The organism is Pseudoalteromonas fenneropenaei, from assembly GCF_042643375.1.
GTDB classification, from domain to species: domain Bacteria; phylum Pseudomonadota; class Gammaproteobacteria; order Enterobacterales; family Alteromonadaceae; genus Pseudoalteromonas; species Pseudoalteromonas fenneropenaei.
In genome coordinates this window covers 190354-205680 of sequence record NZ_JBHRSD010000014.1, presented here as the reverse complement: position 1 = coordinate 205680, position 15327 = coordinate 190354, and the positions used below count along the sequence as shown (strand labels likewise).

The following is a 15327-nucleotide window of genomic DNA, read 5'->3' as shown; positions in this document are numbered from 1 at the left end:
CCTACCTTGGTTGTTTTGTATCACTACCATTAAAGCAGGTATGTAAGCACTTTGGGTAATAACCCGTTACTACAGGAGGGAATTATGTGGGTATCCGCGCAGGTATTTGTTCCCACGCAGAAGACTACAATGCCGTGGCAGAAACCACATAAAACAAGCCGCTGGCGGGGTTAGTGGCTGCTTGCCAAGTTATATTGGCAAAGCCATTGCGTGAGAGCAGAGCTTCAACTTCATCACATTCATAAAGTCGAAAACCATATTTAGACCCTGACCAAGCTGCCAAACTGGACTTAGCATCAAATGTTAGCACCAATTTACCTTGTGCCCTAAGCACTCGATGACACTCTTGTAACGCCTTATCTGGGTCAGACCAGAAGTACAAGGTATTAACACTACAGACTGCATCAAATTGTTGTGCACTGAATGGCAGCGCTTGAATATCACCTAATTGCAGCGCACATTGACCTACATTTAGTTTAGATTTAAAGCGCTTAGTAGCCAGTTTCAGCATCTCTGACGAAAGTTCAATGCCAGTCACCGAGCACTTTTTGGCTAATAATAAAGAGAGTAAATGGCCGCTACCAAAGCCTATTTCTAAGACTTGGGTATTTTCCTCAATCGCGAGAGTATCTAACGTCATTTGGTTCATTAAAACGTTGTTGTCCTCAAGCCATTTGGCGGTCACAAAACGGCCAAACCAACCCGATGGATTTGCTAATTGTTTAGCGATAAATCTTTGTAACATAGAGTGAAATATCCTTGTAAGAATGCATCAGAATTCATTTCCAAATCCTACGTGGAAATGCGATTTCCACCAAGCGAATACCTACATTCTCCGAGTTCCCACGCAGAGCGTGGGAACGAGAAGAAGGACTAGGCCGTTGTTTTGATGTTTTTCGGTAAAATATAACCCTGATAACTTTTGAGAGCAGCTAAGGTCGCTTCATAGCCTTGCGTAGTTTGCCCAGTAATGCGGTTGTACTCAATTCTGCGCTCCAATGCCCCTAGATAATCTTTATTTTCTACACCGACTAACGTGTCACCGTTAAATTCAAACGCTTCAAAAGGAATGTATTGCCATATGCGATCATCTCCTGTCACTTTCGCTAAGGTTTTAAGGTCTTGTTGTGAAATATTCCTCATATCTAAACCTGTATTAGCATGTAAGTCTTGTTGCGTTTCAGTCTCGATAGCAAACGATTTTGCAGCAACAGCATCTTGCTTGCTACTTATTTGCATTGTATTGGGCATGGTGTAAATAGCTTGATTATTTGATATTTTCATAACTGAACTCCTTTCATATCTGTCCAGTTTTCAAGCAAAAATGATGCCTATACGTTCTCGTGCGAACACATAACTGCATTCCCACGCAGAGCGTGGGAATGAGAAAGAAGAGTTTAATTACTGACTACGATGTTTAAAGCTAAACGCCGCTTCCGTGATTAATTCACCACTTTGGTCGCGTGGCGTAGAGTAAAACTGTAGTTGCAGCTCATCTTTTTGGTTATCTAAACTGATATGCGCAAACCCCCAAGTAAAGGCTTTATGCCAAAGTAACGCGTATTCTGGGTAATGTGCGGCTTGGGCCTTGGCAAATGGCGTATGTACGCCACGCATTTTCGCGGCAGCACCACTGATGATAAGTGGTAAAGGCGGACGCGTACTATCTTTGCCAAGCACGCGACTACAATCATCAGTGAGTAGTTCTAAATCATGCTCATGACCAGCAATGTAAGCATCGGCATATTCGCACAATTCCGGCAGAAGGATTTTTCTTAGCACATGGGCTTCGTTGTATTTAGTGCCGCCAATTGACCACAGCACATGGTGGCCATAGACGATTTTCCACTTCGCGGTTGACTGCTTCAAACCTGATGCTAACCAAGCAAGCTGTTGATGGTCTTCTCCATTTAACGGCGTCTCGTGTTTTTCAATTTCTTCTACTTCGGCTTGGCCACTGGCAAGGGCGCTGGCTAAGCCTTGCTCTGTGCCGTCCGCACGTAAAGGAATATCGTAATAATGCTGCCCCGAGAGCAACATGTTGGTATCTAACACAAAAAACTCGACATCAGCACCGGGTGTACCCACTTTGTAGCTGTAGTACCCTTTTTCACCTAAGGTAAAATTGGCCTCTTTGTTCATCCATGCCAATTGCAATGCCACCCCTTTACGGGAGGATTTCCAATCATGATTGCCAAGTGCCGAGTACACCATTAAGTCCGGTTTAACTGCAAACAATGGCAATAACGGCTTTTTGATAAGGTCGTCCATGCGCTTTTGGTCGTCTTTGCCATCGCCCGCATCTGCGCCATCGGGGTAAATATTGTCGCCAAGTTGAATGGCAAAATCACATTTGGCGGCTTTACAAAGCGTTGCCATAGCCTGACCAACCACCAAAGCGCCAGTGTGCTCTGAGGCTATCTCAGTGCCTGGGTAAACATAAATTGGCGTATGATCAAACTCGCTGGCAGGACGATGATCCGCTAGCCAATCTTGGCGCTCTGCGGCAATAAAAGCCGCTTCATTACGAGGGTTTTTAATATGTTTAGTTTTTGGATAATCGGGGTGATAACCCCCGTCGCCAAACGCTAAAAATGAAATAGTATCGCTTGCTTGCACTGTGTGACTTAGCAACAACGCGCAACCCGCTAATCGCAACAAGGTTTTCATAGTAATATCCTGCTGGCCGCAGCCAGCAGCTCCAACAGATTAGAATGATGTGAAGGTAATGCCAAGCTCAAAAGAGCGGCCGTAAGTTTCATAGAGATAGCTGTAGCGGCTACTGCCGTGATACAGATACATAGGTTCGTCGGTTAAGTTGGTGACGTTAAAGTACACTTGCGCATGGTCGTTCCAGTAGTATTTCATGCTAAGGTCAACCTGAGTGTGGCTGTCTTCAAATACGTCCGCGTCATTTTCTGCGAACAAAAAGGCCTCGCTCTTATACGTCGCACTTAAACGCGCACTTAAGTAATTGTTTTCATAACCTAACATCAGGTTGCCAACGGTATCAGACTGGTTTGGCAGCTTGTCGTCAGCATCAACAAAGGTCGCATTGGCGCTCAACATCAAGCCATTTTGCCAGTTTTTACTGTAGGCCAGTTCAATACCACTGAGTGATGCAGCGCCGCCATTGACCGATTGAATCACCTTTTTAAAACCATCCCATTGGCCGTTATCTTGCACTTCGGCTTTGGCGATAAAATTGTCGATGTCTTTATAGAACACCCCCGCCGACATAACTCCGATATTGCCCGGATAATATTCTAACGAGGCATCAAAGTTGGTCGCTTCGTAAGGTTTCAGGTTCGGATTACCCACTTCCGCTTCACGTTTGATTTTGACTTTACCGTCGTCTTCTGTGCGCTCGGTTTCTACTAACGCACTGGCTGCCGCATCACCAAAGGTTGGTCGTGCCACGGTATTGGTATAGGCAAAACGGCTTTGCAGTTTATCGCTATGCGCATATTTCAAAGTTAAGTTTGGGAGCCAATGTTGGTAATCTTGCTCTGCTTGCCACGCGTTAATATTCACGTTGGCATTGTCGGCCACTTCGTCTGTAACTAGCTCGACGCGATAGCCCTTGGTGTCATATTGGGTGTCTTCAAAACGTAGCCCAGTGATCACATTAAGGTCACCAATATCGACGGTAAGCATGGCGTAGGCGGCAAAAATTTGCTCAGACGACTCATAGCTGCGGCCTTTGGTTTCAACTTCTGATTCTTGCTGATTCAATTCAAACTGCTTGCGATTAGTGCGGAAATAATCACGTAGTGCACCGCGGTTCAAACCTGGGCCAAATTCACCTAAGCTGAAATCTGGCGTCTCAGTTGCAAACTGACTTGCTAGCACATCATCAAAGCCATCGATATAAACCTTAGCATCAACGCGGTTAAACTTGTCGCGGTCGTGGTATTTGGCACCAAACTTCACTTCAGCGTTATTACCATAAAGCAGTAAGTCTTTACTAACATCCAAGCGTAGGGTGGTTGATTCATCTTCCGATAAGTTGTGTTCAGATACTATCTCGTCTAGCGCGAAAATCCCTAAATCATGGGCTTTGGCGGATTGGCTTAGTACAGGTGTTTCACCACCTAAGGTATAACCTAAGTCTAATTTTTTGCCTGCAAAACTGATATCAAGACGATCCGGCTCAGCTTCGCTTGATTTGCTATAACCTAAGCTATATTCCACCAGCCAATCTTGTAGTTGATGTTCAGCACCTAGCACGGTTGAGAAAATCTTTTGCTCTTCGTAACGGTCTTTGGTATCGCGGTCCATTCTCGCGTCGCTAAAGCTTGCACCATTGTCGCTGTGAGAAACCACATCACCTTTGGCAAATTTATATTCATTGCGAAGACGGTATTCATCATCAGAGAATTTGCTGTACAAAGTACGCCAGTAATATTTGTGGTTGGTGCCTTGTTGTAAGTCGAGATTCAGTGCCGCACCTAAACGCTCGCGGGTGATCAAATAATGGCGCTGTTCAATTTCTTCGGCACCAAAAAAGCTTACCTCATCGCCACTTTCTGCATCATCTAGGCTTAGCTCCATCCAACCGCCGTCGGTTTCAATATTGTGCGAACCAAACTCGCGTTTAAACCACGACACGGCTGTTGCCACCCCAAGCTCATTGCCCGCATTTAAGCTATACACGTCACTAAAACTCACGGCCAGTTTAGGGCTGGTTTCTCTCACTTGCTGATTATGTGCCGCCTGCAATGTGGCGCTGTAGCTTTGCCCGTCGCGGTCAAATGCGCTTAGGCTTTTCACTTCAATACTGCCGCCAATCGCACCCGCGTCCATATCTGGCGTCACAGTTTTGCTCACTTCTAAACTTTGAATAAGCTCGCTTGGGATCACATCCATCGCCACACTGCGCACACCGGCTTCTGGCGATGGGACGTTCGCACCATTGATGGTCACGCTGTTAAGATTGGGGTCAATACCGCGAATACCCACAAAGCGCCCTTCACCTTGGTCGCGGGCAATAAATACCCCAGGCAAACGCTGTAACGCTTCAGCAGCATTTTGGTCTGGTAATTGGCCAATACCGTCGGCGCTTACGATAGACTTAATGCCATTGGCATTTTTTTGCCGCGTGATAGCACCTGCTTGGCCTGCACGCTGGCCAATTACAATCACATCTTCAAGTTGCGTATCCGCAGCACGTAGTGCAATACCCACAGTGGTGGTTTGGCCATCTTGAATTTGGATCACTTGCTCCGTTTGCTCTGCACCTATGTAATTGACTTGTAAGGTGTAGCTACCTGCTGGTAACTGAGTCAGGGTAAAACGACCATCACGGCCAGAGTAAGCGCGCTTGTTCAGCTCTTTAATAACAACTTCAGCCCCTTCAAAGTTGTTTTTTTGTTTGCTGTCCTGAACTCGCCCCTGCAAGGTATTAGCCTCAGCCACGGCACAGAACAAACTGCTCGCCACAGCCAGTGACAACACAGCTCGCGACAACGTAGACGGTAGATTGTGATCCATTTTTTTATTACTCGCACAGAAAGGATGATAGTTGTAAACGGCGCCTGCCGTTTATTCCGAGAGGCAAACTACGGCCTAAAAATGACGTGAATATTGCAATAAACTCACTATGCCTTGAGAACTCGGGTAAAAACGGGCTTTTTTACACCACTTTATGACTGTACTGAGCTGAAATGACCTAGAGAAGTTAGGTACAGCAACGGTTATTCTGGCGTTTTTTTCTTGTTTGCCGCGACGTTGTCATCATTTTGTCTGCTTTGCTGAGCTAATCTGACCTCAATTGTGCTGTTGCAGCTGTGCTGTAATGCCGACAAATCCAGTTAATTGATGTGGCACATGCAAACTTTCTCACTGTTCAAACTTCACCGCTCGCTGTGGCTTGGCCTTGGCGTGTTACTTATACTGACTTGTAGCCTTGCAACTTTGTTTGGTAAACCCAAGCAAACTCACGAGATCACTTGGTTAGATGCAATCGGCGAAGGTGGGATCTGCCTGATGGTGTTGATCTGGCTTGCCACCACCTTATGCGCCAGACCCAAAGGCGCCGTAACCAATTGGATGTTTTTTGGCCTGAGTGCATTACTGGTGTCAACTTTGTTGGATTTTTTCGATGAGTTTGTGCGTTTTGCTGACGACTCGGCTTGGTTTTCTAATATTGAAGCTTACCCAGCTGTGGTTGGGATGATTTTAATGAGTGTTGCAGCTCGTTTATGGTATCAAGAACAAACGCTGTTAAACCAAACTTTGATGAAAAAAGAGCGTTTTTATCGCAGCCACAGTCACCTTGACTACATTACGGGCTTGTACAATGCCGACTATATGAAAGCGCAGCTGCAACGTGAGTTGTATATCCAACGCGAGCACGGCAGCGGATTCTGTGTAGGGCTGTTTGATATCAAACAATTTGCCCATTTCACCCGCGAATTTGGCCTAGTGAAAGCCAACCGCTTATTACGCGATGTGGGTCAATTGATCAGCCTTAATTTGCCTGATGGCGACTTAGTTTGCCGCTATGCAGGCGATAAGTTTATCGTGCTGTTCAGCCACGGCTCGCTCCCCACCGCACAAGCGGCCGCCAAGCGCATTGCTGAAATGATTAACCACCATCCAGTGTACAATGAGCAGCGTGAATGTTGCCATATCAGCGCGGTTGATTGGCATTGCCTCACACCAGAGCACGACGATACGCTCGACACCCTAATGGCACGATTACACGACCACTGTCGCCAGCAAAAAGCCTTGGTTGCCTAAATGTTGGAAGCGCATCACGCCACCTTACCAGTGTTACAAGTGCTACTGCCCTTAGTTGAGCTTGCAGTAGAGCGCGGTGCGCATCCAGATAAATTGTTATCTGGCAGTAAGTTGTTTTATCCGGATCTTGGCACCAAAGTGCACGCGGTAAGCCTTAACCAACTTGATTGCGTCATTAAAAATGCGCTCAAACACCACAATGCCGAACTCAGCTTTATTACCGGACAACTTTATGTTCATACCTTAGCTGGGTATCACAGCCAGTTGCTATGCCATTGCAAAAACTTGCAGCAATTATTACGCGTACTGAGCATACTGCAACCGCAGTATTTTCCTTACTGTTATGCGCATCGGCTCACCACTGCTGAGCATTGGCATCTGTTTTTTAATTTTGCGATTCAAGACCCAGCGCAGGCACTAAAACCTTTTTATTACGAGCTGCTTGCCAGTGTCATTGCTGGATTTTGCCGCTGGCGCTTGCCAACTTTACACGCCGAGATCCGCTTCCCGTATCCAGCTCCGGCGCACATAGAGCAGTACCATAGCCATATCCATTTCGATGTAAGTTTTAATCACCATGATTTTAGTGTGGTATTTAAACGCAGTGATCTGTCGCTTGCGCAACCCGGCGCTTTAAGTAGTTTGGTTACACGTTTAAAACGCTCCGCAGCCCTTGAGCCTCGCCCACTTGGCTTTATTCAAAGCTTGGAATGGCGGTTATTACGCCAGCCAAAACTCGGCCTTGCGCAATTGGCGCTCCAGCTCAACATCAGCCAAGCCACGCTCAAACGTAAATTGCAGCAACACAACACCAGCTTAGTGGAAATCAAAGACCGCCTTTTGCGCCAGCAAGCCATGCTACGTTTAGTTGAGCAACAGCAACGCAATGAAGATGTTGCAAGCGCACTGCTCTTCAGTGACTTAAGTAATTTTCGCCGCGCCTTCAAACGTTGGACTGGTGCAACCCCTTCCACCATCAAAGGGAATTAATCAAAACACCTGAATTGGCGAATTGTGCCTTCCTTCACTACGCTTAATGCAATAATGATACCGCGCTAATTTTCAGGGATAGTTGTTCATGACTGATGCTGTTCAAGCTCCGCTCGACGATGCATTGCCGCTGTGGCGAAAGCTTATTTTTAAACGTTTATTTGGCATTTTGGCGCTTATTTGTATTCCGGTTTATTTCACGAGTATTTATCTGTGTTGGCAGCTTGGCCTTTACGCCATGATAGTGCTCGACACCATTAGCTATGCGGTGTTGGTTGCTATCCTCTATTTGCCTAATCTCCCCGATAAACTGCGCTACGGCCTTGGCTGTATGCTCGCTTACGTTATTGGCATCGCATTTATTTGGACTGTTGGGCCCGCTGGCGCAGGCTTTATGTGGTTATTCGCCTTTACCCCTTTGGTGGCGATTTTACTTGGCCAGCGCGCCAGCTTTTATGCGCTTGGGCTACAAACATTCAGCTTAATCTTAATTGGTATTTGCTATCACTTAGGGCTTTTACACTGGGAAAACTTAGCCATCTTCAATACCACCATCTGGTGGGTGTTAGCGGTCAATTTTATCGCCACCAATGCCATGGTCACGCTCTCTATCGGCTATTTAACGCGCCGTTTAATCGCTTCACTGGCCTCGTCTTTGGCATCACGCCAAGCCACCGTATATGGGCTGGCAAAACTTGCCGAATACCGTGACAACGAAACTGGCGCACACTTACTAAGAATGCGCCAATATGCCGAACTGCTAGCTTGCACTCGGCAGCAGGACAGCGACGCGCCAGCTGAATTAAATGAGCAATTTATCGCCAACATCAGTCTCTCAGCGATTTTGCACGATATCGGCAAAGTCGGCGTCGCCGATGCAATTTTGCTTAAACCCGGTAGGTTGAGCAGTGAAGAGTTTGAGCAAATCAAAGCACACCCGGTGATTGGCGGCCATGTTCTAGAAAGCTTGATGCAATACGCGCCTAATTGCGGCTTTCTAGCGATGGGTCGCGATATTGCCGCAGGCCACCATGAAAAATGGGACGGCTCAGGTTATCCGCTGGGTTTAAGGGGTGAAGCCATTCCCTTGAGTGCGCGCATAGTCGCACTAGTGGATGTCTATGATGCGCTGACCACCCCACGCTGCTATAAACGTCCATTTAGCCACGAGGAAGCAAAAACCTTAATTGTAGAAGGAAAAGGCAAGCACTTTGACCCAAACCTAGTGGAGTGCTTTTTACGTGTTGAGGCCAAGTTTGCAGCGATTTCTGCCACCGCACTTGAAAACCCGTAAGGCTTGCTTTGCTTAACTATCGGGGATCATTGCCACTAAATCCGTCACGCCAATATCAATACCTTGTTGCCACAACAAAGTGCTGAGTTGCCCGCGATGATGGGTTTGATGATTAAAAAAATGGCTGAGTAAATCACCAAAACGCTTACTGTGAGCCTGATCTTGGCTATTGCGGTAATCCAACACTTGCGCAAGATGGGCATCAGTAAGCTCATTTATCCACGCGCAGATAAGCCCATCGAGTTGCATTCGTGCTGCCGTTAAAGCACTAAAGTCCGCATATAAAATCGCATTGAGCGCATTAGGAATTGGATATTCACGCAGTGCTGTTTGTAACTCATGAGCGGCTGGCAACCCGCCATAACGACGTAACCAAATCAGATCCGCTACCATTATGTGATTTAAAGTCGCCAATATCGAATCAAAAAACGCATTACAAGGCTGCGCTAGTTGTCCCTCGTCTAATTGCCCACACGCAGCATAAAGCTTGTCGTTCATCCATTGATTATATTGCGCCATTAGGCGGATATGAGCCGTTGCAGACATGACAAGTTCCTTTAAGTTTTATGTGTTCACTTATCAATGTGACCTAAATTCCGCTCTGGGTCGAGCAAATCTCGTACTCGACGTTTAAGAACTTTTGCCTCAGGAAAACCGCCATCGGCCTCACGACACCAAATTTGCGTGTCGTTATAAAAAATCTTAAACACCCCTTTAGAAGCCGGCGCAATCGCCACTTCTGCTAGGTCATCACTAAATGTGGAAAGCAGCTCTTGCGCCAGCCAACCCGCCCGCAACAACCACTGGCACAACACACAATAATGAATAGTAATTTTTGGTTTCATGTTTTAACTCGTTTACATGGCTTTTGCTTATTATACGTCGCGTTCGCATAAGTCGTTACTGCAAAAACGGTCATTTGAGGTCACTCAGTTCATTCTGCTAAAGCGAATATAACGAATTAAAGTTTGAAATTTTCGCTATGCCTAGAGAATGTTACTATTGTGCTATACAGTGGCAAATATGTGGGGCCCATGATAAAAGTTTTAAGAATTCAAAAAGCACAAGCAACCCGCGATGGCGCAGGGGTAAATATTAGCCGTATTGCTGGTTTTGATGGCAAAAGCCTCGACCCGTACTTGATGATAGATGAGCTAAAATCCGATGACAGCCAAGATTTCATGGCTGGCTTTCCGGCTCATCCACACCGTGGTATTGAAACCTTTACCTACATACGTAAAGGCGGGTTTGAGCACCGCGACCAAATGGGTAATGTTAAAGCCATTCGCAGTGGTGATGTGCAATGGATGAGCACTGGCCGTGGTGTGATCCATTCCGAAATGCCACTGGCTGACGCCGTTGACGGCATGCATGGGTTTCAAATTTGGCTAAACATGCCCGCCAAAGACAAAATGCGCCCGCCGCGCTATCAAGATAGCAGTCAAACTGGCGTGGCAACCATCACCACCGATGCACAAGTGACTTTGCGTGCTTTAGCGGGTGACTGGCTGATTGACGGCCACTCTGTGAGCTCTGCGCTGCAAGGGCTAGCTGGCAACGGCGCCATTGCAGATGTGATATTGCCTGCCAACAGTAGCGCCACATTAGATGTCAGCCAACACCAAAAAGTCTTGGTGTATATCCATACGGGCAAGTTATCTGAGCCTGAGTATGGTGAGCTATATTTACTTGATGTTGAACCCAAAGCACCGCTTAGCCTTATCGCAGGTTCGCAAGGTGCAGGCGTTCTGGTGCTGGCAGGGCAGCCCATTGGCGAGAAAATTGCGCATATGGGACCATTTGTGATGAATACTCAAGAAGAGTTGCAACAAGCGGTGCGAGACTATCATGCGGGGCGGTTTGGCGATATTGTTTAATGTACCTAAAACGACAGCGCAAACAGATTAACTGATCGAGTTTAAAGTGATCTCTCCTAGGCATGGCAACACGGCTGTGCCTAATTTCGAACGTTCAAGATTTCCCTCTCAATTTGCAACTCGCGAGCGTCTCAGTCAAGGCTTGGCTAATCAACAAAAACACCCCATATAGGTACACATGAATATCTCATTTCAAGGATGTTATTATGTCAAACTTAATCAGTTTGCAGCCTATCACTCAAGCCAACTATGCAGCCGTCTGCGATTTAGACGTCTGTCCTTTGCAACAAGACTATGTTGCTTGCAATATGTGGTCGTTAGTTGAAGCCTTCTACAATCAAGGTCATACCTGTAGAGCAATTTATCAAGACGACACGCCTGTGGGCTTTCTGATGTGGGTACAAGGATCTGATACCCGAGTTTCCATTTGGCGTTTTATGATAGATAGCGCCTTTCAACAGCAAGGCATTGGCCGTCAAGCCTTGTCGTTGGCCTTAGATGAGATCAAATCGACTCCCGGCCTGACAAATATTGAAATCTGCTATAACCCAAGCAACCCCGTCGCCAAAGACTTTTATAGCCAATTTGGTTTTGTTGAAGTCGGGATGGATGAAGATAACGAAGATATGTTAGCTGAAATTGCCTTGGCCTAAGCTACGCCTCAAAGTTATGTACCAATAAACTCGTATTTTTACGGTGCAGCAACACCTATCGACATTTAGAAATGGGTTTGCGTATTTCATGCTCAAATACGCAAACTAATCCCAGTTTTAAAACCTATAATCGACTATGATGCTCGCAGTGCGTGGTTTACCAACAAAGTATCTGTGATTGCCAAATGCATAATCCGCGCGTTCGGCGTACCTTTCATCAAACAGATTCAGAAGGTTTAAGCGTAATGTCAGTTGCGGATCAATACGCCAACTGCTGCGTAGGTTAACTAGGGTGTGGCCTGCATATTGCTCAGTATTTTCATTATTTAAATAGTACTTACTGAGCCGCTGCGCATGTAAACTCATGGTAACATCATCCACCACTTTCCAGCTCAATTGGCTATTCATCATCAGCCTTGGTGCGGTGTTTAAGTCATTCCCCGTCACGGCGGTACTTTGTGTACCGTCATTCTCAAAGGTATGTTTTGCATATGTGGCGTTAAACGACGCGTTTAGACTTTCGGTCAGAGTCACTTGCAAGTCCCACTCAACCCCTCGGTGACTGGTTTCAAAACCATTGACGTAGCGCCGTTCTGTATTTTGATAAATCCCATCGTATTTGTTAAGTTGATACAGTACGATTTCGCTAAACCAACGTCCGTTAGCAAAACGATGGCCAACTTCCACTTGCTTGGCGTTTACACTGTCTATGTCGCTATTTGTTTGGCCATTTTGCAAGCGATAAAGTTCGCCGGTGTGTGGCGCACGAAATGCGTCATCCACTTTTGCAAAAATGCGTTGCTGCGCATTGAGCGCATAACTCAAACCGGCAGAAAAGCTCCAATTTGAGAATCTATCTTGAGTATCACTTGGTCGACTGTAGCGGCAACCACCCAATCCACAGGCGCTACCATCCTCTTTACTATTGCCCGCTAACATGTTGTTTTGATAATCGTATTGCACAGTATCGAAACGAAGTGCAACAAAGCTGCTGAGGTCATCACTTAACTGATAGTCAAGGTTAAGATACCCAGCGATGGTGTTTGCGTTAACGTCATAATCATAGTGACGCCCCGTTGGCAACACCGCACGCAAAAACGCGGAATCCGACTCAGTCGCAGATACTTGGTACTGCAACAACGCACCTGTTGTCCATTCGCTGTCTATTCCCGCCCGTAGAGACAACCCATCTGAGAGCTTAAGCGTTCGCAGCACGTTTACACCAAGGCTTTGATGTTCGTTTTTTTCTATCGGGGTGCCTGGCAAGAAGTGCATGAGAAACTCCATATCGTTAGCACGCAGGTATGGTGTAATTTGCCAAACACCATCATGCGTTTGCTGGGTTGCGAAAAGCGCATAACGAAATGCCCAGCTGTCACGATAAGCGTCAGGAAAGTCATTAATTTTTAGCAGACTTTTGTCTTTGTAGGCCGCTTCACCTTGCTGTAAGTACCCTGCGGTTTGTTGCGCCAAATTGCTGAAATGTGCTCGGTGAGTGAGCTGCCATTGTGCAAATTCATGTTCAAAAGCAAACGAAAGTTTTTGCTGTTGATATCCTGAACTCTCTTGAAAACCATCGTCATCGCTTAAGGTGAGGCTGACAAGTCCTGCATTACTGCCCTGCATAAAGGGTAAATCAGTATGTAAGCGTTTATAGCCATAACTACCTGCTTCAAGATACCAACCTCGCTCGGTATCTAAGGATTTTGAGACAATATTGACCGCGCCATGTATCGCATTTGAGCCATATCTTGCCGAATTAGCCCCCTTTACCACTTCAATGCGCTGTGTCGATTCGAAATGACTGTCAAACAGTTGATTGACGTTACAAAAACCATTGGCACGTAGTGGCAAGCCGTCTTCAAGCATCAAAAACTCAGCGCAAGAACCAGCTCCCGTCAATACTGGGGAGCGAATCGCCAATAACGATTCTTGTCCGTTACCACGGCTCAACCAAGTGCCAGCACTAAAGCTAAGCACTTGATTCAAATGTTCCGCGTTAATCTCGCTGAGCGTCGAAGCATTAATCGCGGTGGTGTTACCTATCAAGTCTAAATGCGCTGCTTCTACGCGATTGGCTGTTGTCACAATTTTTTCTATTGGTTGCAAAGCAGCGTCTTGCTCTGCCGCAATTACAGGAACAATGATCAGTGAAAACAATACACTACCTACCGAATTTCGCACAGAATCCCCTTTTTATCGAATCTACTCTCATTACTTTACTAGTTGCTGATTATACTCAATCACATCTTATCTATTTCTCAATCAGCAAAAAAATGATGAAGCCAATAGCAAGTAAAATTGCCTTAAATCTTATCCTGTTAAGCGCGGCAACAAAGAGTTTTGCGGCCAATGAATTTGCGGCCAATGAAAAAGTAGAGCAGCTATTTGAACAAACCTGTGCAGCTTGCCATGGCCAGTCTTTGAAAGGGGCCATGGCAAGCTCTTTACTAGATAATCAATGGACAACCGACGGTAGTGACAGTGCATTGCAACGTGCTATCACGGAAGGGTTAGCAGGTACCTCTATGCCTGCGTTTGGTAAAACACTAACGCCAGAGCAGATCCGCACACTGGTGGTGTATATTCGTGAATCTGCTTACCGCGCGACACAAACCAATGACAGTCTTAGCAAGCTGGATAAGCCGCTCACAACCAAACACTATACCTTAGAACTTAGCGAAGTAACCTCAAATAACGGGATCATCTGGGCTATGGACTTTTTGCCAGATGGCTCGTTGCTGTACACTATTCGCCATGGTGAGCTTTGGCATTTATCGCCAACGGGTGAGCAAACCCTAATAAAGGGCACGCCAACGGTGTGGCATCAGCGTCAAGGAGGCTTGCTCGATGTTTACCCAGATCCAGACTACGCCAACACAGGCTGGATATACTTGTCGTTTAGTAAGCCCGCAGGCATCAACGCCAAAGGTGAAGCAATCGCCTTTACCTCGATAGTCAGAGGTAAAATCAGGGGCGGTAACTGGGTAGAGCAACAAACTCTGTTTGAAGCCGACGCTCACAACCGTAAGAACCAAGGGTGGCATTTTGGTTCGCGCATCGTGATCCAAGGTGATTTTTTGTACTTCACCAATGGCGACGAAGGTCACCAAAACGATGCACAGTTAATCACCACTCAAAACGGTAAAATTCACCGCATTTTTAAAGATGGCACGATTCCAAAAGACAATCCATTTTATCACCAAGCTAACGCACAAAAGACGATTTGGACTTACGGCAACCGCAATGCGCAGGGTTTAACCATAGAGCCAACCACTGGCAATATTTGGTCTACTGAACACGGCCCTCGCGGTGGCGATGAACTTAACTTAGTAAAAAAAGGCGCAAATTACGGCTGGCCAACCGTGACCTTTGGCATGAACTATGACGGCACACCAATCACGCCCAATACCGAATTACCAGATATGCAATCACCCATTTTGCACTGGACTCCTTCTATCGCAGTTGCTGGCATTAATTTCTACACCGGTGACTTGTTCAAAGCTTGGCAGGGCGATTTGTTGGTTGGCAGTTTAGCCAAAATGCAACTCCATCGTCTGCGTATTGAAAATGGTAAGGTGATTGAAGACGAAGTACTACTCAATGGCTTGGGCCGTATTCGCGATGTGGTGAGTGCCCCCAATGGCGAGATCTACGTTACCATCAACGATGGCGATACTAAAACCAGCAAAATTTATGCGATTCGGCCGAAAATCACTCCTTAAATAATTCTTTGACCATTACATCTGCAACATGAATACGGTGTGTT

At 46.3% G+C, this 15327-nt stretch carries 13 protein-coding genes; 6 read left to right on the top strand and 7 right to left on the bottom strand.

Features of this window, described 5'->3' with window-relative positions:
* Positions 1–124: 124 nt before the first annotated feature.
* The 4 genes from ACFOEE_RS09070 to ACFOEE_RS09055 form a co-directional block, all read right to left on the bottom strand.
* Positions 125–745: a class I SAM-dependent methyltransferase gene (locus ACFOEE_RS09070; RefSeq protein WP_377123399.1), complete on the bottom strand. Its 621-nt coding sequence runs from the start codon at positions 743–745 to the stop codon at positions 125–127.
* A gap of 128 nt (positions 746–873) precedes the next feature.
* A complete protein-coding gene (locus ACFOEE_RS09065) occupies positions 874–1284 on the bottom strand; it encodes a hypothetical protein (RefSeq protein ID WP_377123397.1) in 411 nt (136 codons plus the stop codon).
* Positions 1285–1401: 117 nt separating this feature from the next.
* Positions 1402–2670, bottom strand: a complete 1269-nt coding sequence (locus ACFOEE_RS09060; protein ID WP_377123395.1) for a metallophosphoesterase — start codon at positions 2668–2670, stop codon at positions 1402–1404.
* Positions 2671–2709: 39 nt separating this feature from the next.
* The gene (locus tag ACFOEE_RS09055) at positions 2710–5493 is read right to left on the bottom strand and encodes a TonB-dependent receptor (RefSeq protein WP_377123393.1); all 2784 of its coding nucleotides are present in this window, start codon (positions 5491–5493) and stop codon (positions 2710–2712) included.
* A gap of 336 nt (positions 5494–5829) precedes the next feature.
* On the opposite strand from ACFOEE_RS09055, the gene ACFOEE_RS09050 reads away from it, so the two are divergent.
* From ACFOEE_RS09050 to ACFOEE_RS09040, 3 genes are all read left to right on the top strand, one after another.
* Positions 5830–6744: a GGDEF domain-containing protein gene (locus ACFOEE_RS09050; RefSeq protein WP_377123391.1), complete on the top strand. Its 915-nt coding sequence runs from the start codon at positions 5830–5832 to the stop codon at positions 6742–6744.
* Positions 6745–7734: a helix-turn-helix domain-containing protein gene (locus ACFOEE_RS09045; RefSeq protein ID WP_377123389.1), complete on the top strand. Its 990-nt coding sequence runs from the start codon at positions 6745–6747 to the stop codon at positions 7732–7734.
* An 88-nt stretch (positions 7735–7822) separates the two neighbouring features.
* A complete protein-coding gene (locus ACFOEE_RS09040; RefSeq protein WP_377123387.1) occupies positions 7823–9028 on the top strand; it encodes an HD-GYP domain-containing protein in 1206 nt (401 codons plus the stop codon).
* 12 nt (positions 9029–9040) lie between these two features.
* Here ACFOEE_RS09040 and ACFOEE_RS09035 read toward each other — a convergent pair whose 3' ends face one another.
* Entirely contained in the window at positions 9041–9574 is a 534-nt protein-coding gene (locus ACFOEE_RS09035) for a DinB family protein (protein ID WP_377123385.1), read from the bottom strand.
* Between the two features lie 26 nt (positions 9575–9600).
* Positions 9601–9873 (bottom strand): SelT/SelW/SelH family protein, encoded by a 273-nt coding sequence (locus tag ACFOEE_RS09030; RefSeq protein WP_377123383.1) that lies wholly within the window; start codon positions 9871–9873, stop codon positions 9601–9603.
* 192 nt (positions 9874–10065) lie between these two features.
* On the opposite strand from ACFOEE_RS09030, the gene ACFOEE_RS09025 reads away from it, so the two are divergent.
* Both ACFOEE_RS09025 and ACFOEE_RS09020 read left to right on the top strand, forming a co-directional pair.
* The gene (locus tag ACFOEE_RS09025) at positions 10066–10905 is read left to right on the top strand and encodes a pirin family protein (RefSeq protein WP_377123677.1); all 840 of its coding nucleotides are present in this window, start codon (positions 10066–10068) and stop codon (positions 10903–10905) included.
* Between the two features lie 206 nt (positions 10906–11111).
* Positions 11112–11558, top strand: a complete 447-nt coding sequence (locus ACFOEE_RS09020; protein ID WP_377123381.1) for a GNAT family N-acetyltransferase — start codon at positions 11112–11114, stop codon at positions 11556–11558.
* 117 nt (positions 11559–11675) lie between these two features.
* On the opposite strand, the gene ACFOEE_RS09015 is transcribed toward ACFOEE_RS09020, so the two are convergent.
* A complete protein-coding gene (locus ACFOEE_RS09015; protein ID WP_377123379.1) occupies positions 11676–13742 on the bottom strand; it encodes a TonB-dependent receptor in 2067 nt (688 codons plus the stop codon).
* A gap of 92 nt (positions 13743–13834) precedes the next feature.
* Here ACFOEE_RS09015 and ACFOEE_RS09010 point away from each other — a divergent pair, with 92 nt between their 5' ends.
* A complete protein-coding gene (locus ACFOEE_RS09010; RefSeq protein ID WP_377123377.1) occupies positions 13835–15283 on the top strand; it encodes a PQQ-dependent sugar dehydrogenase in 1449 nt (482 codons plus the stop codon).
* The last annotated feature ends 44 nt before the right edge of the window (positions 15284–15327 follow it).

Bases quoted from the DNA above. Each gene is read 5' to 3' on its own strand.
- ACFOEE_RS09070 (WP_377123399.1), bottom strand. From the start codon at position 745: ATGTTACAAAGATTTATCGCTAAACAATTAGCAAATCCATCGGGTTGG.
- ACFOEE_RS09065 (WP_377123397.1), bottom strand. From the start codon at position 1,284: ATGAAAATATCAAATAATCAAGCTATTTACACCATGCCCAATACAATG.
- ACFOEE_RS09060 (WP_377123395.1), bottom strand. From the start codon at position 2,670: ATGAAAACCTTGTTGCGATTAGCGGGTTGCGCGTTGTTGCTAAGTCAC.
- ACFOEE_RS09055 (WP_377123393.1), bottom strand. From the start codon at position 5,493: ATGGATCACAATCTACCGTCTACGTTGTCGCGAGCTGTGTTGTCACTG.
- ACFOEE_RS09050 (WP_377123391.1), top strand. From the start codon at position 5,830: ATGCAAACTTTCTCACTGTTCAAACTTCACCGCTCGCTGTGGCTTGGC.
- ACFOEE_RS09045 (WP_377123389.1), top strand. From the start codon at position 6,745: ATGTTGGAAGCGCATCACGCCACCTTACCAGTGTTACAAGTGCTACTG.
- ACFOEE_RS09040 (WP_377123387.1), top strand. From the start codon at position 7,823: ATGACTGATGCTGTTCAAGCTCCGCTCGACGATGCATTGCCGCTGTGG.
- ACFOEE_RS09035 (WP_377123385.1), bottom strand. From the start codon at position 9,574: ATGTCTGCAACGGCTCATATCCGCCTAATGGCGCAATATAATCAATGG.
- ACFOEE_RS09030 (WP_377123383.1), bottom strand. From the start codon at position 9,873: ATGAAACCAAAAATTACTATTCATTATTGTGTGTTGTGCCAGTGGTTG.
- ACFOEE_RS09020 (WP_377123381.1), top strand. From the start codon at position 11,112: ATGTCAAACTTAATCAGTTTGCAGCCTATCACTCAAGCCAACTATGCA.
- ACFOEE_RS09010 (WP_377123377.1), top strand. From the start codon at position 13,835: ATGATGAAGCCAATAGCAAGTAAAATTGCCTTAAATCTTATCCTGTTA.